The organism is Mycobacteriales bacterium, assembly GCA_035995165.1.
GTDB lineage: Bacteria > Actinomycetota > Actinomycetes > Mycobacteriales > CADCTP01 > CADCTP01.
Genome location: DASYKU010000019.1, coordinates 31,562 through 52,767, shown reverse-complemented (window position 1 = coordinate 52,767; position 21,206 = coordinate 31,562). Strand labels below are relative to the sequence as shown.

The following is a 21,206-nucleotide window of genomic DNA, read 5'->3' as shown; positions in this document are numbered from 1 at the left end:
GGGGGTCCGGCCGTCCGGGGCCAGGTGGTCCCGGACGGCCCGGGTCCCGTTACGCCGCGGCGCCATTCGGGGCCGGTGCGGCCCGGGTCGCCGCGGTGACCGCTCGGGCGGCCCTGGCCTTCGCCGCTGCCCTGGTCGCCGCCGCGCCGCGGGCGCCGACACCGTTGATGTCGCTGGTGTCCAGCGCGTACCGCCCGACCGTGAACGCGACCGTGTCCGCGTTCTTGTCCAGGATCGGCCGGTTCACGTTGCCCAGGTTGTCGCAGGCCTGGTGGTAGCAGACGTCGTACGCGATCGCGGCCGTGCCGCCCCACTTCGCCGCCTGCTCCGGCGTCTTGATCCCCTCGGCCCCGGTGAACGTGCCGCCGGACGGGATGCCGACCGCGATGAACGGCCCGTAGTCCGAGCGTCCGTCGAAGTCGGTGCCCTCGGTCGGCACGGCCTTGGCGCCGCTCAGGTAACCGGTGAGCAGCGACTCGATCTGAGCCGAGCCGAACGGCCCCGGCCCGGCGCCCTCGCCGTCGGAGTCGTCGCCGTCGTAGACGAACTCGCCCCAGTTCGGCGAGCCGATCATGTCGAAGTTCAGGTAGAGCGCGATGTCGAGCTGCTGCTCGAACGACAGCGTGTCGACGTACGCCTGGGACCCGAGCAGGCCCAGCTCCTCGGCGCTCCAGAACGCCAGCCGCACCTTGTTCTTCACCTTCTCGTCGGCCAGCTTCAGGCCGAGCTCGAGCAGCGCGGCGCTGCCCGTGCCGTTGTCGTTGATGCCCGGGCCCGCGGGGACGCTGTCCAGGTGGGCGCCCGCCATCACCACGTTGTCCGCCCGGCCGCCCGGCGTCTCGGCGACGACGTTGCGGCTGGTCCGGGTCTCCGGGCGGGACTGCAGGACCAGGTTCACCGTGGCCGGGCCGGCGGCCGCATCGGCGACGAACAGCTCGCCCTCGGCGCGAGTGATGCCGCCGGTCGGGACGCGGGCGTCCGCCTCGGTCCCGAGCGTGCCGTTGATCTCCTCGTCCGGGTTCGCGGCGTTGTTGTAGATGACGACGCCGACCGCACCGGCGGCGGCCGCGTTCTGCGCCTTGAGCGCGAAGGCGCAGCCGCCGCGCTGGATCAGCGCGATCGTGCCGGTGTAGGTGGCACCGGCGAAGTCCGTCGCGACGCAGCCGGGGCCCGTCGGGTTCTGCCCGTTCGGGACCACGGCGAGCGGCGCGGTGATGCCGCCGTCCGGGGTCTGCGGGGAGAACTCCATGATGTCGATCGTCGGGGCGCTGCGCGGCGTCGGCGCGACCTCGGTGAAGGACTCGGTCTCGACCGCGAACTCGTAGTCGAAGTCCTGGTAGGTGACGTTCCAGCCGGCGGCGGCCAGCTTGTCGTGCACGTACGTGGCCGAGGCCTCGTGGCCCGGCGTGCTCGCGGCGCGGGTGCCGCCGTTGGTGTCGGCGATCCGCTGCAGCGCGATCAGGTGCCGGTTGACGCCGTTGACCGTGACCTCGCGGGCCAGCTTGGTGCCGAGCGTGGTGTTGGCGGCGGCCTTGGCGGCGTACGCCGGGGTGGCGGACAGCACGACCGAGCCGGCGGCGAGCAGCGCGATCATCGTGGCCGCTCGTGCCCGCGACCGGGTGGGTAGACGCATCGAACCCCCTTTGTCGTCGGACCGTCATTGGTCCGGACTTGGGGATACTTGCATGCCCTTTACCGCACCGACAGTCAGCGACAAAACCGTGCGGTGATGTTTCGGCATCGGATGGACCGGACGGCCCGGACCTGCTCGGTCCGGGCCGTCCGTGGGGTGGTGGTCAGGCGACGCTGGGGTCGGCCGGACCGAAGGGAGCTGCCGGAGCGGCGGTCTCGCGCGGCATCAGCAGCCACAGCAGCGGGTAGATCAGGATCTGGCTGCCCGGGATGACGAGCAGGATCAGGATGAACAGCAGCCGGGCGGGCCAGGGGTCGATGCCGAAGCGGCGGCCCAGACCGGCCACCACGCCGGCGAGCACGCGGCCCTCGCGCGGCCGCACCAGACCCTCCTGCGCGAACCGGGCGTGGATCTCGTTCACGGTGATTCCCTCATTTCCTTGTCTCGGTGACGGGATCCAGAGTGCGCCGGGACCGACCCCCGCCACATCGGGGACAGCCCGGACCCGGACCCGGATTCCCCGCCTCAGGGTTCTCCCCGCAGTGCCGCCAGCTCGGCCGCCCGGCGCCGGTCCTTGGGCCGGCCGACCGCCCGGCGCATCGCGATCAGGTCCTCCAGGCGGAGCCAGCGCAGCGTGAGGTCCGGTCCGGTCGCGACCTCGCAGCGGTCCAGGTACGCCGTGACCGGCAGGTCGCCCCAGGGCAGCGCGGGCGTGCAGCAGTCCCCGGTCGCGGTCGGGCCGGTGAAGAGCACCTTCGGCCGCGCGAGCCCGCCGGGTCCGACCGGGGTGCCGTCGTCGTCGGTGAGCGTGACGCCGGCGGCCGCGAATCCCGCCGCCAGCGCCGGTGCCGCGCCCGGGTCGCCGTCCCAGAGCAGGTCGAGGTCGCCGGTCAGCTCGGCCGAGCCGTGCAGGATGCCGGCGACCTGGCCGATCACGCAGACCCGGGCGCCGGCAGAGTCCAGCGCCCGCAGCAGCGGCACCGGGTCGAAGGCGAGCGCGCCGTCGGTCGCGACCGTGCCGGTCTCGTCGTCGGCGTCCTGGTGCGTACGCCCGGTGCGGGCGCGGTCGCGGGTCAGCTCGGCCAGTCGCCGGGTCGCGTCCGCGAGCCGCTCGAAGGGGTCCATTTCGTCGGTGCTCCTCGGCAGGATGGGGCCATGGCGCGGTGGGCGGAGTTCGAGAAGGATGCACCGGAGTTCGCGGCCCGGGTGCGGGCCGTGCTCGACCGGCACAAGCACAAGACGATGGCGACGGTGCGCGGCGACGGATCGCCGCGGATCAGCGGGGCGGAGATCCAGTTCGCCGGCGACGACGTGTTCACCGGCTCGATGCCGGACGCGGTGAAGGGGCGGGACCTGCGGCGCGATCCCCGGGTCGCGTTCCACTCCCAGTCCGAGGACGCGGACGAGAGCGACCCGGAGTCCTGGCCCGGGGACGCGAAGTTCGCCGGCCGGGCGGTGCTGGTCACCGACCCGGCCGAGCTGGCCGCGTTCTGGACCGCGTACGGGAGGCCCGATCCGGCGCCGGAGCCGGACGGGTCCGACCTGTTCCGGATCGAGCCGACCGAGGTCGTGCTGGTGCACATCGAGCTGCCGCACATGGTCATCGAGTCCTGGCACGAGGGGGTCGGTTACCGCCGCCGCGCCCGCACCTGAAGGGAGGTCAGGGGTCGGTGCGGGCGGTGCGGGCGATGCCGGGCCACTCGGTGCGGGCCTCCTCCTCGACCTCGCGATGGCGGCCGACCGGCAGCGTCGGGTCCTCCGGCGGCGAGACACCGAGCCGGCCGGCGAGACCGATCGCGTCGAACGGCGCCCGGACCTTGACGTCGTTGTCGAAGTAGACGACGACGTCCCGGTCCTGCCGCGGGGCCGGCGGCGCCAGCGTGGTGCCGTCCGCCGGCGTGCCGCCGGCGGCCCAGGTCCGGATCCGGGCCGCCCAGTGCTCCAGCGCGGGCGGGTCGTAGCCGCTGACGTACAGCTCCTCGTGGCCGTGCAGCCGGACGTAGACGTGATCCGCGGTGACGTCGAGCAGCGCCGGCCACTTCCCGGCCGTGTCCGCGACCACCAGCGCGACGTCGTGCGCCCGCAGCAGCTCGACGAACTCGGCCCGTTCGTACGAGCCGTGCCGGACCTCCAGCGCGTGCCGCAGCGGCCGGTCGACCGCGGCAGTGAGCAACGCCCGGCCCTCCATCCGCTCATCGTGCCCGGCCGCGAGCGCCGCCGCCTCGCCGGTCGTGCGGGGGAGCTGGGCGAAGAACCGGCTCAGCCGCTCGGCGTCGTACCCGAGGGTGGGCGGCAGCTGCCAGAGCACCGGCCCGAGCTTGGCCCCGAGCGCCAGCACGCCGGAGGCGAAGAAGTTGGCCAGCGGCGCCTCGACCCCGGCCAGCTTCTTCATGTGCGTGACGAAGCGCGGCCCCTTCACCGCGAACAGGAAGTCGTCGGGCGTCTCGGCCGCCCACCGCGCGTACGACTCCGGCCGCTGCAGCGAGTAGAAGGAGCCGTTGATCTCGATCGTGCGCAGCCGGCGGGAGGCGTACTCCAGCTCGCGGCGCTGGGGCAGGCCGGGCGGGTAGAAGACGCCGCGCCAGGGCGGGTACCGCCAGCCCGAGATGCCGGTCCGGATGTCGCTCACGTCGCGCTGACTACCACGTCCGGCTCACTGCCATGCGTGCTTCAGCCGCCGCGGCAGCGCGAAGATCAGCGCCAGCGCCACCAGCACCATCGCCACGCTGGCCCCGGTGGCCAGCTCGGCGCTGTGGATGAAGGCGCGGGCGACGTCCTGCGGGCCGGCGACGTGCAGCGTGCCGAACAGGATCGTGCCGATCACCGCGATCCCGATGGACGAGCCGATCCGCTGGCCGGTGTTGAGCACCCCGCTGGCCGCCCCGGCCTCCCGCGGCGGCACGGCCGACAGGACGAAGTCGATGTTCGGCGCGATGAACAACCCGTTCCCGAGCCCGGCGATCGCCAGCGGCAGCACCAGCTGCCAGCCGGCCGGCGACGGCGCGGTGACCTCCAGGATCACCAGCACGGCGGCCAGCCCGGCAGCGAGCATCGAGCACCCGAGCACCAGCACCGTACGGCCGAGGCGGGCGGAGAAGCGGTCCGAGAAGGCGGCCGTGATCAGCGACCCGACCGGGAACGGCAGCAGCACCAGCCCGGCCGAGAGCGCGCTGTGCCCGAGGCCGGTCTGCCAGAGGATCGACAGCGCGAAGAACACGCTGGTGAAGCCGGCGAAGTAGACGAGGGCGAGGACGGTGCCGGCCGCGAACGAGCGCTGCCGGAGCAGGCGCGGGGACACCAGCGGGTCGCCGCCGCGCCGCTCCACCCGCACCAGCCACCAGCCCAGCACCACCAGCAGCACGGCCGAGGCGGCCAGCGTCGCGTACGTCCAGGCCGGCCAGCCGCGGCGCTGCCCCTCGATCAGCGGCACCAGCAGGGCCAGCAGGGCGGCCGTGAGCAGCGCGACACCCACGCCGTCGACCGCCTGCCGGTGGCCGTGGCGGGCCGAGTCGCGGGGCAGCAGCGCCCAGGCCAGCGGGACGCCGACCAGCCCGATCGGCACGTTCACCAGGAATACCCAGCGCCAGCCGTCGTCGGCCCCGGCGACCTGGATGAGCAGCCCGCCGGCCAGCGGGCCGAGCGCGGTCGACAGCCCGATGACCGCGCCGAGCGCGCCGAACGCCTTGCCCCGGGCGGGTCCCGCGTACAGCAACTGGATCAGGGCGGCGATGGCCGGGAAGAACACGCCCGCCCCGAGGCCCTGCACGACCCGGGCGGCGATGAGCTGGCCCGGGCTGCGGGCCAGCCCGCAGGCCAGGCTGGCGGCGGTGAAGCAGGCCAGGCCGGCGACGTAGAGCCGGTGGTGGCCGATGCGGTCGCCGATCCGGCCGGCCGGGATCAGCGCCAGCCCGAGCGCGAGCAGGTAGCCGGAGACGACCCACTCCAGCTGGCTGGAGCTCGCCCCGATGCCCTGCTGCACGCTCGGCAGCGCGACGTTGACGATGGTCGTGTCGAGCAGCGCCATGAAGGCGCCGACCAGCAGGACGGCGAGGCTGCGGCCGGCGGGGGCCGGCACCTGGCGTGGGCTGGTGACCGGCTCGGTGCTCATCGCTCCTCCATCGGAAGGGACCGGCGCCGGTCGAAGTCGGCGAGGATCTCGGGCAGCTCGGCCAGCACGTCCTCGTGCCAGTCGATCTCGGCGTCCAGCCGGACCTTCAGGTGCCCGAGCACCTTCCGCTCCGCGACGGACAGGTACGGGTCGGCGAACTGGAGCTGGTGCGCCAGCGCCGTGCGCTGGGTCGCCAGGGCGTCCCGGCGGTCGGACAGCGCGTGCCGCAGCTGCTCCGGGTCGGCCAGGTCGCCGGCGGCCAGGGCCAGGTCGAACGGATCCGGCGGCTGCACGACCCGGCGCAGCGCGGCGTCGTGCAGCACGGTCAGCGCCTTGCGGCCGGCGGCGGTCAGCTCGTACACGGTGCGTTCCGGGTACGAGCCCGCGCGCTCGCTGGCCGTCGCCTCGATGAGGCCCTCGGCGGCCAGCCGCTTGAGCACGTTGTAGAGCGCGCCCGGCCGGACGTCGGTCCACAGGTCGAGGCGGTCCTGCTGGGCGGTCAGCCGCATCCGGTGGCCGTGCATGGGGCCGTGGCGCTCCAGCAGCATCAGGACGTACAGGCGGCTCGAACTCACGCGACCACTCTCACGTGAGTAGTTCCGCGCGTCAACTCACTTGTCGGCGACCGCCATCACGTGCTGGCTGGCGCCGAGCAGGGACGGCTCGGCCTCGACCCGGCGCAGCTGGTGCAGCAGCCACTCGCGGCGGTCCGGATCGTCCAGCCAGTCGTCGACGTCGGCGAGCAGCCGGCCCGGGCCCTCGATCCCGACCATCACGACCCCGCCGGGACGCAGGACCCGCCGGGCCTCGGCCAGCGCGGCGTCCCGCTCGGCCGCCTCGAGCAGGTGGTAGAGCGGGCCGAGCAGGAGCACCGCGTCGGCACTCGTGTCCGGGAAGGCGAGTGCGCGGGCGTCGCCGACCTCGGCCGAGGCCAGCGTCGTCCCGGCGGCATCGCGGGCCTGCTGCACGTGCAGCGGCATGGCGTCGACCAGGTGGACACGGTGCCCGGCCAGCGCCAACGGGATCGCGTACGCCCCCGGGCCGCCGCCGACGTCCAGCACCGTCGCCGGCGGCGCCGGCAGGTGCCGTTGCAGCAGATCCCAGGTCCGGGCCCACTCGATCCGGCCGATCCGGGCGGTCAGCCGATCCTGCTCGTCGCCGCACTCGTAGTAGGCGACGACCTCCGGCGGCAGCATGCTTCGACCGTAAGCCGGTGCGTCCAGGCGATTTCGGGGTAACACCTGATCATGTCCATGCCGCCGATCGACCCGGAACCGCCCGCCCCGGCCCCGGACCCGACCCCGCCGGGACCGGCGCCCGACCCGATGCCGCCGACGCCCGCGCCGGACCCGAGCCCGCCCATGCCGGACCCGATGCCGCCGGCACCGAGCCCCGGACCGATGCCGAACCCGGGTCCCGACATCAACTTCTGAGGCCCCTGCTGAGCCAACGGGCCCCGCCACCTCCGTGGCCGGGCCCGTTGCCGTCCCAGCCCGCCTGGCGGCCGGCCCGGGACATCGACGCTCCCGCGGTACGGCCGGGGCCGCTCCTCGGGCCGGGACCGGGAATCGGCCGGGACGGCCGATGGGCCCGGGGATCAGTGGTCGGGGGAGCCGGAGGCGATCTCCTCGTCGTTGTCGGCCAGGCGCTTGCGGGAGACGACGATCTCGGCCTCCGCCTCGGTCCGGTTGGCCCAGGTCGCGCCCTCGACCGACTTGCCCGGCTCGAGCTCCTTGTAGACGTTGAAGAAGTGCTGGATCTCCAGCCGCTCGAACTCGGGCAGGTGGTGGATGTCGCGCAGGTGCTCCATCCGCGGGTCGGCGGCCGGCACGCAGAGCACCTTGTCGTCGCCGCCCATCTCGTCCCGCATCCGGTACATCCCGATGGCCCGGCACCGGATCAGGCAGCCCGGGAACGTCGGCACCTGCAGCAGCACCATCGCGTCCAGCGGGTCCCCGTCGTCGCCGAGGGTGCCCTCGATGAAGCCGTAGTCGGCCGGGTACTGAGTCGCCGTGAACAGCGTCCGGTCCAGCCGGATCCGTCCGATGGTGTGGTCGAACTCGTACTTGTTCCGCTCCCCCTTGGGGATCTCGACAAAGACGTCGAAGTCCACTGCTCGCCCCTCCCAAGAACGGTTGGCCGAAAGTCTAGGGTGCGGCGGCCCCCGGCGAACCTCTCCGAGCGGCCCCTAGGCTCTCGAACGTGCGGTGGACACGGACTCGGGCCACGATCGCCGGCGCCAGCGCGCTCGTGGTCGGCGCGGCCGGGGTCGGCGGCGGGCTCTACCTGGCCGGCCGCGGCGACCCCCCGGCGGTGGCGGCACCGGCCGCCTCCGCGAGCCCGACCCCGAGCCCGCTGGTCACCCCGCCGCCGGTGCTGGCCGCGCCCGCCGACGGCACCCCGCAGACCGCGTCCGGCGTGGGTAAGGCGCTGATCACGCCGCTGTCCGACGACCGCCTCGGCGGCCGGGTCTCGGCCACGGTGCTGGACGCGGACACCGGCGAGGTCCTCTACGACCGCGGCTCCACGACGTACGTCACCCCGGCCTCGACCGCGAAGCTGCTCACCTCGGTCGCGCTGCTGTCGGTGACCCGGCCGGACCAGCGGCTGAGCACGAGGGTGGTGGCCGGCGCCCGTCCGGGCGAGGTCGTGCTGGTCGGCGGCGGCGACCCGACCCTGTCGGCCGCCCCGCCCGGGAAGGCCCCGGACTACGCGGGCGCGGCCCGGGTCAGCACGCTGGCCGCGGCCGCCCGCAAGGCCGGGGTCCGGGCGGTGACCCGGGTGGTCGTGGACTCCTCGCTGTTCGCCGGGCCCGGGATGGCACCGACCTGGGACCCGCGCGACGTCACCGGCGGCTACATCACGCCGGTCAGCGCGACGATGGTCGACGCCGGCCGGCAGGACGGGTTGCGGGCCCGCTCGACCACCCCGGACCTGGAGGCCGGGCAGGCGCTGGCGGCCGCGCTCGGGGCGCCCACGGCGGCGGTCGTCCGTGGCACCGCGCCGCCCGGCGCCGCCACCCTGGCCGAGGTCGAGTCGCCGCCGGTCCCGCGGCTGGTCGAGCGGATGCTGCTGGACTCGGACAACGTGCTGGCCGAGGTGCTGTCCCGGCAGATCGCGATCGCCGAGGGGACGCCGGCCAGCTTCCAGGGCGCCGCCGACGCGACCCGTACGGTCCTGAGCCGGCTGCGGCTCCCGGCCGGCGGCGACCACCTGCTCGACGGCAGCGGCCTGTCCGCCCAGGACAAGGTCACGCCCGCGCTGCTGGCCGGCGTGCTCCGGGTCGCCACCGGCAGCAGCGACCCGCGGCTGCACGCGCTGGTGCCGGGCCTGCCGATCTCCGGCTACCTCGGCACGCTGGACGACCGCTACCGCACCGGCGCGGCCGCGCTGGCCGCCGGCGAGGTCCGGGCCAAGACCGGCACGCTGGACGGGGTCAGCTCGCTGGCCGGGCTGGTTCGGGGCGCCGACGGGCGGCTGCTGGTGTTCGCCGTGGTCGCCGACCGCGTCCCGGTCGGTGGCACGCTGCCGGCCGAGGCCGCCCTCGACGTGGTCGCCGCCGCCCTCGCGGGCTGTGGCTGCAGGTAGGCCTGGGTGACTGGCGGTGTCTGAGCCCCGGCGTACCGTTGCGGCATGAGCAGCCAGCCCGGAATGGTCGACTGGGATCTCGCCGTCTCCACCGCGAGCCGGCTGATCTCGCCCGGGCCGGAGGTGTCCCGCTCGGAGGCGGACGCCGCGGTCCGCTCGCTGCGGGACCAGGTTGAGGTCGCGGCCGCGCACGTGGAGCGGATCACCGGGCTGCACGCGGAGGGTCCGGTCCCGCCGACCCGCGTCGTCGACCGGCCCGGCTGGGTCAAGGTCAACGCCGAGGGCATGTCCCGGCTGCTCACCCCGCTGGTGCAGACGCTGGAGGAGCGGCGCCCGAAGCCGGCCGGCAAGTTCGAGCAGACCGTCGGGCCGAAGGCGACCGGGCTGCAGGCCGGCGGCGTGCTGGCGTTCATGTCCAGCAAGGTGCTCGGGCAGTTCGAGTTCTTCGCCGACCCGGGCGGCCAGCTGCTGCTCGTCGCGCCCAACGTGGTCGAGGCCGAGCGGACGCTGGGCGTCTCGCCGGTCGATTTCCGGCTCTGGGTCGCGCTGCACGAGGTCACCCACCGGCTGCAGTTCACCGCGGTGCCCTGGCTGCGCGGGCACCTCACCGGCGAGATCGACGCGCTGGTGGAGGCGACCGACCTTGACCCGGACGCGCTGCGGGAGCGGCTGTCCGCGCTGACTTCCCAGCTCGGACAGGCGCTGCGCGGCGGCGGGGACTCGCAGGGCCTGCTCGGGCTGGTGCAGAGCCCGGCCCAGCGGGAGATCCTCGACCGGCTGACGGCGTTCATGTCGCTGGTCGAGGGCCACGCGGAATACGTCATGAACGCGGTCGGCCCGGATGTGGTCCCCTCGATCGGCGTGATCCGGGAGCGGTTCGGGCAGCGTCGCAAGGGCGCCGGCCCGATGGACAAGCTGCTGCGCCGGCTGCTCGGCCTCGACGTCAAGATGCGGCAGTACGCGGACGGCAGCCGGTTCGTCGGCGCGGTCGTGGACGCGGTCGGCATCGAGGGCTTCAACCAGATCTGGACGTCGGCCGAGACGCTGCCGCTCAAGTCGGAGCTGGCGACGCCGCTGGACTGGGTCCAGCGCGTACACGGGTTCCGCCCCGCCGCCTCCGCCTGAGCGGTCTACCGTCCGGGCGGTGCGGGAGGGATTGGCGCCGGCGGTCGCGGCCGTCCGGGTCGCGGTCCGGCGGGCGCTGACCGAGCTCCGGCCGGCCGGCGTGCTGGTCGCGTGCAGCGGGGGGCCGGACTCGGTCGCGCTGGCGGCGGCGACCGCGTTCGAGGCGCCGCGGCTCGGGATCCCCGCCGGGCTCGTCACCGTCGACCACGGGCTGCAGGACGGGTCGGCGGACTGGGCGGCCGAGACGGCGTCGCTCGGCCGGGCCCTGGGTCTCGACCCCGTGCTGGTCCGCCGGGTCACGGTCGGCATCGATGGCGGCCCCGAGGCCGCCGCCCGCACCGCCCGCTACGCGGCCCTCGCTGATGCGGCCGGGGCCGCCGCCGGGGCCGTCACCCCGGCCCCCGGGACGGCCCGGTCCGCCGGTGCCGGCGTGGGCGCGGGACCCGCGCCGGCCGGGGTGCCGTACCCGGGGTGGGTGGTGGTGCTGGGGCACACGCTGGACGACCAGGCCGAGACGGTGTTGCTGGGGTTGGGGCGCGGGTCGGGGCCGCGGTCGATCGCGGGGATGCGGCCGGTGGACGGGCGCTGGGTCCGGCCGCTGCTGGGGGTCCGGCGGGCGGCCACCCGGGAGGCCTGCGTGGCCGAGCGGCTGGCGTACCGGGACGACCCGCACAACGCCGACCCCCGCTTCACCCGGGTCCGGCTCCGGACCGAGGTGCTGCCGCTGCTGGAGGACATCCTGCAGGGCGGCACGGCCGAGGCGCTGGCCCGCACCGCCGGCCTGCTCCGCGACGACCTCGACGCGCTCGACGCCCTGGCCGCCGCGCTGACCCCGGACGGCCCGGTCCTGGACCCGGATGCGCTCGCGCGACATCCCCGCGCGGTGCGGACGCGGGTGCTGCGGGCGTGGGCCGGGGGACCGCTGACCGCGGTGCAGCTGCGGGCGCTGGACGCGCTGGTGACCGACTGGCACGGGCAGGGACCGGTCTCGCTCCCCTCCGGGCGGGTGGTGTCCCGGTCGTCTGGCATGCTGCGACTCGACCGGTCGAGCTGAGTGACGGGGTCAGGACGGGGAGCGGTGCACACCTACGACGGCGACATCGACGAGGTCCTGCTCACCGAGGAGCAGCTCGCCGCCCGGATCCAGCAGGTGGCCGACGAGGTCTCGGCGGACTACGCCGACCGGGAGCCGGTGCTGGTCGGGGTGCTCAAGGGCGCGGCCATCGTGATGGCCGACTTCGCCCGGGCGCTGAGCCGGCCGGTGACGATGGAGTACATGGCGATCTCCTCGTACGGGTCGTCGACGAGCTCGTCCGGGATCGTGCGGATCCTCAAGGACCTGGACCGCGACATCTCCGGCCGGCACGTGCTGGTGGTCGAGGACATCGTCGACTCCGGGCTCACGCTGTCCTGGCTGCTGCGCAACCTGGAGTCCCGGCAGCCCGCCTCGCTGGAGGTGATGGCGCTGCTGCGCAAGCCGGACGCGGTGAAGATCAAGGTGCCGGTGCGCTACCTGGGCTTCGACATCCCGAACGAGTTCGTGGTCGGGTTCGGTCTCGACTACGCCGAGCGCTACCGGGACCTCCCGTACATCGCCCGGCTCAAGCCGGAGGTCTACACCCGCTGAACGACTGACCGCGCCACTTGCGAACGGCGGAACGCAGCGGACGTCTCGTCCGTTGCGCCGGGCGAGGGCCACCGACCGGTGGTGGTCCGCGTCGTCAGCGGGCCCGGTGTACCTTTCCTGTCAGGGACTGATCGCCGTGCGCGCCGGGGGCGCCCACCAGCTGGAGCGGGAGGGACGGAGTCCGCCGGGCACGGCGCCTCCGCTGAGCGTATGGATCGTCGTCGCATACTCAAGTCGCCGTGGTTCTGGATAGTCCTCGGCCTCATCGTCGTCCTTGCCGTGCCCGCGTTGTTCCGAGGCAACGGCGGGTTCAGCAATGTCCCGACATCCGTGGCGCTCGCCCAGATCCAGAGTGGGAACTACGACGACGTCGTGGTGAACGACCGCGAGCAGACCCTGGACATCACGCTGAAGCAACCGGTCGACGGGCACGAGAAGATCACCGCGGCCTTCCCGACCGGGCTGGACGAGAGCATCGGGACGCAGCTCCAGCAGAAGGGGCAGAAGTTCGAGACCAAGATCAACTCGCAGAACATCTTCGTGAGCCTGCTGATCAGCCTGGTCCCGATCCTGCTCGTCGTCTTCCTGCTGTTCTTCATCATGAACTCGGTGCAGGGCGGCGGCTCCCGGGTCATGAACTTCGGCAAGTCCAAGGCCAAGCTGGTCAGCAAGGACACCCCGAAGACGACGTTCGCCGACGTGGCCGGCGCGGACGAGGCCATCGAGGAGCTCCAGGAGATCAAGGAGTTCCTGGAGAACCCGGCCAAGTTCCAGGCCATCGGGGCCAAGATCCCCAAGGGCGTCCTGCTCTACGGCCCGCCCGGCACCGGCAAGACCCTGCTGGCCCGCGCGGTCGCGGGCGAGGCCGGGGTGCCGTTCTACTCGATCTCCGGCTCGGACTTCGTCGAGATGTTCGTCGGTGTCGGCGCCTCCCGGGTGCGCGACCTGTTCGAGCAGGCCAAGGCCAACGCGCCGGCGATCATCTTCGTGGACGAGATCGACGCCGTCGGCCGGCATCGCGGCGCCGGCATGGGCGGCGGCCACGACGAGCGCGAGCAGACCCTCAACCAGCTGCTGGTCGAGATGGACGGGTTCGACGTCAGGGGCGGCGTCATCCTCATCGCGGCCACCAACCGGCCCGACATCCTCGACCCGGCGCTGCTGCGGCCGGGCCGGTTCGACCGGCAGATCGCGGTGGACCGGCCGGACCTGCAGGGCCGCAAGGCCGTGCTGGCCGTGCATTCGAAGGGCAAGCCGCTCGGCCCGGACATCGACCTGGGCGTGATCGCCCGGCGCACCCCCGGCTTCACGGGTGCCGACCTGGCCAACGTGGTGAACGAGGCGGCGCTGCTCACCGCCCGGCAGAACGGCAACGTCATCCAGATGGCGTCGCTGGAGGAGGCGATCGACCGCGTCATCGCCGGTCCGGAGCGCAAGACCCGGGCGATGAGCGAGAAGGAGAAGAAGCTCACCGCGTACCACGAGGGTGGCCACGCACTGGCAGCCTGGGCGCTGCCCAACCTCGACCCGGTGCACAAGGTGACGATCCTGCCGCGCGGCCGGTCCCTCGGGCACACGCTGGTGCTGCCGACCGAGGACCGCTACACCCAGATCCGGTCCGAGATGATCGACCAGCTGGTGTACGCGCTGGGTGGCCGGGCCGCCGAGGAGCTCGTCTTCCACGAGCCGACCACCGGCGCCAGCGACGACATCGCCAAGGCCAGCCAGCTGGCCCGCTCGATGATCACCGAGTACGGCATGAGCTCGAAGCTCGGTGCGGTGAAGTACGGCCAGAAGGAGTCCGAGCCGTTCCTCGGCCGGGACTACGGCCACCAGCGGGACTACTCCGAGACCGTCGCCACGGACATCGACACCGAGGTCCGCCAGATCATCGAGATGGCGCACGACGAGGCCTGGGAGATCCTCAACGAGTACCGGGACGTCCTGGACGACCTGGTCCTCGAGCTCATGGAGAAGGAGACCCTGAGCAAGGACGACCTGGCCCGGATCCTCGCCCCGGTGGCCAAGCGGCCGCCCCACAACACGTACGCGGGCTTCGGCCGGCGGGCGCCGTCGGACAAGCCGCCGGTGATGACGCCGTCCGAGCTGCAGGCCGTCGGTGCGGGCCGCGGTCCCGCCAACGGGACCGCGCCGGGGATGCCGTCGCCGGGCCCCCGGCCGTACGGGACCAACGGATCGAGCAACGGGCACACCACGCCCGAGGGGCACCCGGCCCAGACCGGCTACGGGCAGTACGACCAGCCCGGGTACGGCGGCGCGCCGGGATATGCCGGCGGACCGGACTACGGCAACGGCGCCGGCGGCTACGGCACCCCGGACCAGCGCCCCCCGCAGGGCAACGGCTCCGCCCCGGACGGCTCCGGCGGCCAGGCCCGCGGCGATCACGGTTCCGGCCCGGACCAGTCCCACGGCGGCCAGAACCAGAACCAGGGTCAGGGCAACGGCGACCAGGGCCAGGGCTACGGCGGTCAGAACCAGGGCTACGGCGGTCAGAACCAGGGCTACGGCGGTCAGAACCAGGGCTACGGCGACCGGGGCCAGGGCTACGGCGACCGGGGCCAGGGCTACGGCGGTCAGGACCAGGGCCAGGGCGGCGGCCAGGGTCAGAGCGACCAGGGTTACGGCGGCCAGAACCAGGGTTACGGCGAGCAGGAGCCGGGCCAGCCCGGTCAGTACGGCCAGCGCTGGGGCGGCGAGCAGGGCGGCTGGCCCCCGGAGGACGGCCGACCGGGACCGCGCGCTTGACCACCGGCTCGTTCGACATGGCCAAGGTCGAGGCGGCCGTTCTGGACCTGCTGATCGCGCTCGGGGAGGACCCCGAGCGGGAGGGCCTGCGGCGTACGCCCGAGCGGGTCGCCCGGGCCTACGCGGAACAGTTCGCGGGCCTCTACGTCGACCCGTCCGAGGTCCTGCAGACCACCTTCGACGAGCACCACGAAGAGATGGTCCTGGTCAAGGACATCGACATGTACTCGACCTGCGAGCACCACCTGGTCCCGTTCCACGGCGTCGCGCACGTCGGCTACATCCCGAACGCGGACGGCCGGATCACCGGCCTGAGCAAGCTCGCCCGCGTCGTCGACCTCTACGCCAAGCGCCCGCAGGTGCAGGAGCGGCTCACGTCGGAGGTCGCGGACGCGATCATGCGCCGGCTGGAGCCGCGCGGCGCGATCGTGGTGATCGAGGCCGAGCACCTGTGCATGTCGATGCGCGGCATCCGCAAGCCCGGCGCCCGGACGGTCACCTCCGCCGTCCGCGGCCAGTTCCAGACCCAGCCCTCCACCCGTGCCGAGGCGATGAGCCTCATCCTGGGCAGATGACCGGACTGCCCCGGCCGGACCGGTGCGTGCTGATGGGCGTGCTCAACGTGACGCCCGACTCGTTCAGCGACGGCGGCCGGTACGCCGACCTCGACGCCGCCGTCGCGCACGGCCTGGCACTCGCGGCCGCGGGCGCCGACCTCGTCGACGTCGGTGGCGAGTCGACCCGCCCGGGCGCCGAGCGGGTCGACGCCGAGGAGGAGATCCGCCGGGTGGCGCCGGCGATCCGGGCGCTGGCGGCCGGCGGGGTCCCGGTCAGCGTCGACACCTCCCGGGCCGCGGTGGCCGAAGCCGCCCTGGACGCCGGCGCCCGCATCGTCAACGACGTCAGCGGCGGGCTGGCCGACCCGGCCATGGCCAAGGTCGTCGCCGCCGCCGGGGTGCCCTGGATCCTCATGCACTGGCGCGGCCACAGCCGCGACATGCAGGCCCTGGCCCGGTACGACGACGTGGTCAAGGACGTCGGCGCCGAGCTGGCCCGGCAGGTCGACGCGGCCGTGGCCGCGGGGGTCAACCCGGACAACATCGTGCTCGACCCCGGGCTCGGCTTCGCCAAGACCGCCGAGCACAACTGGACCCTGCTGGCCCGGCTGGACGAGCTGACCGCGCTCGGGTTCCCGGTGCTGGTCGGCGCCTCCCGCAAGGCGTTCCTCGGCCGGCTGCTGGCCGGCCCGGACGGCACCCCGGCCCCGGTCGACGCCCGGGAGAACGCGACGGTGGCGACCAGCGTGCTGGCCGCGGTGATGGGCGCCTGGGGTGTCCGCGTGCACGAGGTGCCCCCGACCCGGGACGCGCTGAAGGTCGTCGGGGCCTGGTCCCGGGCGGCCGAGCAGCCCGCCGCCGACGAGGACCCGGCCGGCCCGCCGGTCCCGCGACCGCGGGGGTGGACCCGTGGCTGACCGGATCACGCTGACCGGCCTGACTGTCCGCGGCCACCACGGCGTCTTCGAGCACGAGCGCCGGGACGGCCAGGACTTCGTCGTCGACGCCACGCTCTGGCTGGACAGCAAGCCGGCGGCGGCCAGCGACGACCTCGCCGACACCGTCGACTACGGCGGGCTGGCCGAGAAGTTGGCGACCGTGGTCGAGGGCGAGCCGGTCAACCTCATCGAGACGCTCGCGGCCCGGCTGGCCGAGCTCTGCATGGCCGATGAGCGGGTGATCGCGGCCGAGGTCACGGTGCACAAGCCGCAGGCTCCGATCGAGCGCGAGTTCGCCGACGTGGCGGTGACCGCCCGGCGGTCCCGCCGGTGAGCCCCCCGGCCCCGAGCGGCCCGGCGGTCCACCGATGAGCGCCCCGACGAGCGGGCGGCGCCGGTGAGCCGGGCCGTGCTGTCCATCGGGTCGAATCTCGGCGACCGGCTGGCGCACCTGAAGTCCGTCGTCGCCGCCCTCGACCCGATCGCGGTCAGCCCGGTGTACGAGACCGCACCCTGGGGCGGCGTCGACCAGGACGACTACCTCAACGCGATCCTGGTCGTCGACGACCCCGGCACCGACGCGTACGGCTGGCTGGCCCGGGCGCACGCCTGCGAGCAGGCCGCCGGCCGGACCCGGGAGGTGCACTGGGGCCCGCGCACCCTCGACGTCGACGTGATCGACGTGGACGGCGTGGTCAATCCCGACCCCGACCTGACCCTCCCGCACCCGCACGCCCACGAGCGTGCGTTCGTGCTGGTGCCCTGGACCGACGTCGAGCCGGACGCGGTCCTGACCGGACAGGGTCGTATTGCAGACCTGATAACGGACAGCGACGATGTCCGCCGTACGGACCTGGTGCTGCGGTGATCAGCCCAACCCGGATCCGGGACCTGATCGGCTACGCCCTGGCTGTGACCGGCATCACCTGGCTCGCCCTGCGCCAGTGGTACGGCGACCTGCCGCGGCTGAGCTGGTTCGTGCCGCTCTCGCTGGTGCTGCTGGCCATCGCCGAGACGCTCGCGGCCAACCAGCTGCGCGACCGGATCCGCCGGCGGCCCGGCGCGCTGCCGGTGCAGCCGCTGGTCGCGGCGCAGATGTTCGCGCTGGCCAAGGCGAGTGCGGTCGTCGGCGCGGTCGTGACCGGCAGCTGGGCCGGCCTGCTGCTCTATGCCGTACCGCGGCTGGGGCAGCTCATGGCGGCCGGCGGCGACACCCGTACCGGGAGCGTCGGGGTGGTCGCCGGGCTGGCCCTGGCCGGGGCCGGACTGTGGCTCGAATACTGCTGCCGGGCCCCGGCACCGCCGGACAGCGAGACGCGGACTAGGCCGGATGGATCAACCGGGGCCTAACTACTTGTCGCAGCTCGGAAGCGTCCACAAGAACCCGCGACGTAACGCGATCGGACTGTTAACTTCCTAGGATCAGTTGGGGTCGTCATCGGTCCTGAGTGGGGTGGGATGGGCAGGCACAGTCGAGAAGGTGAGCCGGAGGCCGGCTCCCTTGTCGTCGGCCCGTCCGACGAGCACTTCCGGGCTCTGGTCGAGCTCTCCCCGGACGCGGTGTTCGTGATCGTCGACGGCTACCACGCCTTCGCCAACTGGCGCGGCCTGCAGCTGCTCGGCGCCAGCAAGATCTCCGACCTGCAGACCCGGCCGGCGCTCGACTTCATGGACGAGGCGATCCGGTCCGAGGCCGAGCTGCGGCTGAGCGGAATGGTCGACGGCAAGAACCTCGAGTACGTCGAGGAGACCCTGATCCGGCTGGACGGCCAGGCCGTGCAGATCGAGGCGGCCGGCCGGCAGGTCTCCTTCAGCGGCCGCAACGGCGCGCTGATCGTCGCCCGCGACATCACCCACCGGCGCAGCTCCGAGGCCCAGGTCCGGGCGGCCGAGGAGAAGTTCCGGGCCGCGTTCCAGAACGCGCCGACCGGGATGGCGATCGTCGACCGGGCGGGCATGTTCCTCGACGTCAACGCCGCGCTGGCCCGGCTGTTCGGCCGCCGGATGGCCACGCTGCACGGCGACCTGATCTGGCACCACCTGCACCCGGAGGACTCGGAGCGGGTCCGCGGCGACTTCGACCGGGTCGTGGACGGCACCGAGGACGACGTCTCCGGCACCTTCCGCTACCGGACCGGGGCCGGCGGCGACGGCTGGGTGCACGCCTCGGTGTCCGCGCTGGTCGGGCAGAAGTCGTACATCGTCCACCTGGTGGACGTGACCCAGCAGAAGAACACCGAGTACGACCTGCACCGCAAGGCGACCCACGACCCGCTGACCGGGCTGCCCAACCGGGGCCTGGTGCTGCACAAACTCGGCGCCGCGCTGCGCTCGCTGCGGGCCGAACCCGGCCAGGTGCACGTCCTGTTCGCCGACCTCGACGGCTTCAAGCAGGTCAACGACATGCACGGGCACGCGGTCGGGGACCGGGTCTTGCGGGCGGCGGCGGAGCGGATGCGGGGCGCGCTGCGGCCGACCGACACGATCGGCCGGCTCGGCGGCGATGAGTTCGTGGTCATCCTCAAGTCGCTGCCGCACGAGGTGCCGGCCGAGGAGATCGCGCACCGGCTGGCCCAGGCGGTGGCCGCGCCGGTCGCGTTCGAGGAGGGCATCGTCAACGTCCGGGCCAGTATCGGCCAGGCGTCCACCGACGATCCCGACTTCCCGGCCGCCCGGCTGCTCGGCGCGGCCGACGCGAACATGTACAAGGTCAAGCAGGCGACCCGCAACGCCGAGGTGTTCGTGCCGCGGCCGGCCACGGCGGCCCTGCGCGCGGTCAAGTAGACCCCGAACCGGAAACCCGGACGCGGGCCGTACGGTCCGCGTGGTTGGCTGTCCCCCTCGAATGGTCGTGACCGGTCCCGGTCGGGCGAGCCGTACACGACCGGGAGGGTGGGCGAGCGCTGGTGAAGTCCGCGCTGCTGCTGGTCCTGACCGTGCTGCTGGTCAGCGGCTGCACCGGCAGCGACCCGAAGCCGGCCACGGCCGAGCCGACGGTCGTCGTCGGCGCGGGCCTGGCGCCGGAGCAGCAGATCATCGCCCGGATGTACGCGCAGGCCCTGACCAAGGCCGGCTTCGCCGTCACCACCCGGTTCGACGCCGGCAGCCGGGCCGCGTACGTGCCGGCCTTGCAGCGCGGCGAGCTGGACGTGGTGCCGGACTACCTGGCCCCGCTCACCGAGTACCTGCGTACCGGGGTCCCGATCGCGCACCGGCCGGCCGCTCCGTCCGGTGACGTCGAGCACACCGCCCGGATCCTGGACGGGCTGCTCACCGACCGCCCGCTCGGGGTGACCCGGCCCTCGATCGCGACCGACCAGACCGCGTTCGCGGTGCCGAAGACGCTGGCCGACGACGACAAGCTGGCCGCCGTCTCGGACCTGGCCAAGCTCAACGGCGACCTGGTGCTCGGCGGCCCGACCGGCTGCGCCACCGACGACTTCTGCCTGCTCGGCCTGCAGGCCCGCTACGGCCTGCGGTTCAAGGGCGTGGACGAGCTCGGCGACGTGTCCGCCCCGCAGATCTTCGCCGCGCTGCGCAAGGGCACCGTCGACGTGGGCACCGTGCAGTCCTCGGCCGGCGGGATCGCGGCCGACAGCCTGGTGGTGCTGCGCGACGACCTGCTGCTGCAGCCGGCCGGCAACATCCTCGCGCTCTACCGCAGCCGGCTGCCGGCCGCCGCCCGCGCGGTGGTGGACAGCGTGAACCGGGCCCTGACGACGGAGAAGCTGCAGGAGCTGAACAAGCGCCAGGACCTCGACGGCCAGGACCCGGACGGGTTGGCCAAACGCTTCCTGCAGGACGCGCGGCTCATCTGAGCAGTTCGCCACGTGCGTCCCCTAAGGTGACCCGATGGCCCCCGCCCGCTCCGGATCAGCCGGTCGCGGCGGCCTGCGCTCGGCCGCGCTGGGGCTGGCGGTGCTCATCGCGCTGGCCTCGACCGCGGCGGTGGTGATCAGCGACGACCCGCAGACGCTGCGGGTCGCGGTGGTCGGCGCGCTCTGGGCGTTCGTGCTGGCCGCGTTCGCGGCGCCGCGCCGGCGGGAGACCGAGCCGGACGGGGACGGGCCCGGCAGCGCGCTCGAGCTGCGCAAGACGTACGAGATCGAGCTGGAGCGCGAGGTCGCGGCCCGCCGCGAGTACGAGCTGCAGCTGGAGGTCTACCTCCGCCGCGAGCTCGAGCGCGGGCTGGCCGAGGACGTGGCCGCGCTGCGCGGTGAGGTCGGCCGGATGCGGGGCGAGATGATCGAGCGGCTCGACGGCGAGCTGCGGATGGAGCGGATCGAGACCACCCGGCTGATCGGCGGCAGCCTGCGGGCGCTGCAGGACGAGGCCCGCCGGCTCGGGATCGGCATGCCGGTGCCGCCGGAGCTGACCGTGCCGCCGCCGGAGCCGGCCGCGCCGTCGATCTTCGACGAGCCGCCGGCGTACGGCGCCTCCGGCTACTCGCCGTTCCCGAACTACGCCGACCCCGGGCCGGACCCGCTCAGCGATCCGCTCCCGCCGTCGTACACGCCGGCGCCGACCTACTCGGCCCCGTCGCCCTATTCGACCCCACCGCCCTATTCGACCCCACCGGCTTACTCGACCCCACCGACCTACTCGACCCCACCGGCCTACGAACCGCCCCGACAGCCACGGTCCCATGAGACGCCGGCGCCGCCGCGCTACGAGTCGCCCACTTACGCGTCGCCGGCCCCGGCCTACGTCCCGCCGCCACCCGGCCGGCAGTACGGGTCGCCGCCCGTCCCGCCCGCGCCGAGACAGCCCGCCGCGGGCGAGTCCGTACCACCGCGTCGACGCCGCGCTCGTGAGGACGGCGAGGACAACGAGGTCATGTCCCGGCTCCTGGGCCGCTGACCGG

The 21,206-nt window shown here is 73.8% G+C and carries 23 protein-coding genes; 15 read left to right on the top strand and 8 right to left on the bottom strand.

From position 1 onward, the window contains the following. Positions 1-49: 49 nt before the first annotated feature. The 3 genes from VGP36_03210 to VGP36_03200 all read right to left on the bottom strand — a co-directional run bounded on the left by VGP36_03210 (position 50) and on the right by VGP36_03200 (position 2,758). Positions 50-1,594: a M28 family metallopeptidase gene (locus tag VGP36_03210; protein ID HEV7653733.1), complete on the bottom strand. Its 1,545-nt coding sequence runs from the start codon at positions 1,592-1,594 to the stop codon at positions 50-52. 202 nt (positions 1,595-1,796) lie between these two features. Beyond that, positions 1,797-2,054, bottom strand: coding sequence for a PspC domain-containing protein (locus VGP36_03205; protein HEV7653732.1), 258 nt, complete (start codon positions 2,052-2,054; stop codon positions 1,797-1,799). A 104-nt stretch (positions 2,055-2,158) separates the two neighbouring features. Continuing rightward, complete coding sequence (locus VGP36_03200; protein HEV7653731.1) at positions 2,159-2,758, bottom strand: hypothetical protein; 600 nt, start codon at positions 2,756-2,758, stop codon at positions 2,159-2,161. Between the two features lie 30 nt (positions 2,759-2,788). Here VGP36_03200 and VGP36_03195 point away from each other — a divergent pair, with 30 nt between their 5' ends. After that, positions 2,789-3,286, top strand: coding sequence for a pyridoxamine 5'-phosphate oxidase family protein (locus VGP36_03195; protein HEV7653730.1), 498 nt, complete (start codon positions 2,789-2,791; stop codon positions 3,284-3,286). 7 nt (positions 3,287-3,293) lie between these two features. On the opposite strand, the gene VGP36_03190 is transcribed toward VGP36_03195, so the two are convergent. Genes VGP36_03190 through VGP36_03175 form a run of 4 tightly spaced genes read right to left on the bottom strand, consistent with a single transcriptional unit; the run spans position 3,294 to position 6,937 of the window. After that, positions 3,294-4,262, bottom strand: coding sequence for a DUF72 domain-containing protein (locus tag VGP36_03190; GenBank protein ID HEV7653729.1), 969 nt, complete (start codon positions 4,260-4,262; stop codon positions 3,294-3,296). Positions 4,263-4,286: 24 nt separating this feature from the next. Then, on the bottom strand, positions 4,287-5,741 hold the full coding sequence (locus VGP36_03185; GenBank protein HEV7653728.1) for an MFS transporter: 1,455 nt from the start codon (positions 5,739-5,741) through the stop codon (positions 4,287-4,289). Continuing rightward, positions 5,738-6,316 (bottom strand): helix-turn-helix transcriptional regulator, encoded by a 579-nt coding sequence (locus tag VGP36_03180; protein HEV7653727.1) that lies wholly within the window; start codon positions 6,314-6,316, stop codon positions 5,738-5,740. Before VGP36_03180 ends, VGP36_03185 begins: the two co-directional genes overlap by 4 nt. A 36-nt stretch (positions 6,317-6,352) precedes the next feature. Continuing rightward, complete coding sequence (locus VGP36_03175) at positions 6,353-6,937, bottom strand: class I SAM-dependent methyltransferase (GenBank protein ID HEV7653726.1); 585 nt, start codon at positions 6,935-6,937, stop codon at positions 6,353-6,355. A gap of 51 nt (positions 6,938-6,988) precedes the next feature. On the opposite strand from VGP36_03175, the gene VGP36_03170 reads away from it, so the two are divergent. Next, complete coding sequence (locus tag VGP36_03170; protein HEV7653725.1) at positions 6,989-7,174, top strand: hypothetical protein; 186 nt, start codon at positions 6,989-6,991, stop codon at positions 7,172-7,174. Positions 7,175-7,338: 164 nt separating this feature from the next. Here the strand turns inward: VGP36_03170 and VGP36_03165 are convergent, their stop codons facing one another. Next, positions 7,339-7,854 carry an inorganic diphosphatase gene (locus VGP36_03165; protein HEV7653724.1) on the bottom strand — a complete coding sequence of 172 codons (516 nt, stop codon included), beginning with the start codon at positions 7,852-7,854 and terminating at the stop codon, positions 7,339-7,341. An 89-nt stretch (positions 7,855-7,943) separates the two neighbouring features. On the opposite strand from VGP36_03165, the gene dacB reads away from it, so the two are divergent. From dacB to VGP36_03100, 13 genes are all read left to right on the top strand, one after another. Further along, positions 7,944-9,329 (top strand): D-alanyl-D-alanine carboxypeptidase/D-alanyl-D-alanine-endopeptidase, encoded by a 1,386-nt coding sequence (gene dacB, locus VGP36_03160; protein HEV7653723.1) that lies wholly within the window; start codon positions 7,944-7,946, stop codon positions 9,327-9,329. Positions 9,330-9,374: 45 nt separating this feature from the next. Then, positions 9,375-10,454: a zinc-dependent metalloprotease gene (locus tag VGP36_03155; protein HEV7653722.1), complete on the top strand. Its 1,080-nt coding sequence runs from the start codon at positions 9,375-9,377 to the stop codon at positions 10,452-10,454. Positions 10,455-10,530: 76 nt separating this feature from the next. Then, positions 10,531-11,508: a tRNA lysidine(34) synthetase gene (locus VGP36_03150; protein HEV7653721.1), complete on the top strand. Its 978-nt coding sequence runs from the start codon at positions 10,531-10,533 to the stop codon at positions 11,506-11,508. Between the two features lie 24 nt (positions 11,509-11,532). Next, positions 11,533-12,081 carry a hypoxanthine phosphoribosyltransferase gene (hpt, locus tag VGP36_03145; GenBank protein ID HEV7653720.1) on the top strand — a complete coding sequence of 183 codons (549 nt, stop codon included), beginning with the start codon at positions 11,533-11,535 and terminating at the stop codon, positions 12,079-12,081. Positions 12,082-12,291: 210 nt separating this feature from the next. After that, positions 12,292-14,847 carry an ATP-dependent zinc metalloprotease FtsH gene (gene ftsH, locus VGP36_03140; protein HEV7653719.1) on the top strand — a complete coding sequence of 852 codons (2,556 nt, stop codon included), beginning with the start codon at positions 12,292-12,294 and terminating at the stop codon, positions 14,845-14,847. 17 nt (positions 14,848-14,864) lie between these two features. Then, entirely contained in the window at positions 14,865-15,422 is a 558-nt protein-coding gene (folE, locus tag VGP36_03135) for a GTP cyclohydrolase I FolE (protein HEV7653718.1), read from the top strand. Beyond that, positions 15,419-16,321, top strand: coding sequence for a dihydropteroate synthase (gene folP / locus VGP36_03130; protein HEV7653717.1), 903 nt, complete (start codon positions 15,419-15,421; stop codon positions 16,319-16,321). The genes folE and folP overlap by 4 nt, the downstream gene beginning before the upstream one ends. Continuing rightward, positions 16,314-16,676 (top strand): dihydroneopterin aldolase, encoded by a 363-nt coding sequence (folB, locus tag VGP36_03125; protein ID HEV7653716.1) that lies wholly within the window; start codon positions 16,314-16,316, stop codon positions 16,674-16,676. The genes folP and folB overlap by 8 nt, the downstream gene beginning before the upstream one ends. Positions 16,677-16,739: 63 nt before the next feature. Beyond that, positions 16,740-17,210, top strand: a complete 471-nt coding sequence (gene folK, locus VGP36_03120; GenBank protein HEV7653715.1) for a 2-amino-4-hydroxy-6-hydroxymethyldihydropteridine diphosphokinase — start codon at positions 16,740-16,742, stop codon at positions 17,208-17,210. Beyond that, the gene (locus VGP36_03115) at positions 17,207-17,692 is read left to right on the top strand and encodes a DUF3180 domain-containing protein (protein HEV7653714.1); all 486 of its coding nucleotides are present in this window, start codon (positions 17,207-17,209) and stop codon (positions 17,690-17,692) included. Before folK ends, VGP36_03115 begins: the two co-directional genes overlap by 4 nt. 108 nt (positions 17,693-17,800) lie before the next feature. Then, on the top strand, positions 17,801-19,126 hold the full coding sequence (locus VGP36_03110; GenBank protein ID HEV7653713.1) for a sensor domain-containing diguanylate cyclase: 1,326 nt from the start codon (positions 17,801-17,803) through the stop codon (positions 19,124-19,126). Positions 19,127-19,248: 122 nt separating this feature from the next. Then, the gene (locus VGP36_03105; protein HEV7653712.1) at positions 19,249-20,160 is read left to right on the top strand and encodes a glycine betaine ABC transporter substrate-binding protein; all 912 of its coding nucleotides are present in this window, start codon (positions 19,249-19,251) and stop codon (positions 20,158-20,160) included. Between the two features lie 34 nt (positions 20,161-20,194). Beyond that, the gene (locus tag VGP36_03100; protein HEV7653711.1) at positions 20,195-21,202 is read left to right on the top strand and encodes a DUF6779 domain-containing protein; all 1,008 of its coding nucleotides are present in this window, start codon (positions 20,195-20,197) and stop codon (positions 21,200-21,202) included. Positions 21,203-21,206: the final 4 nt, after the last annotated feature.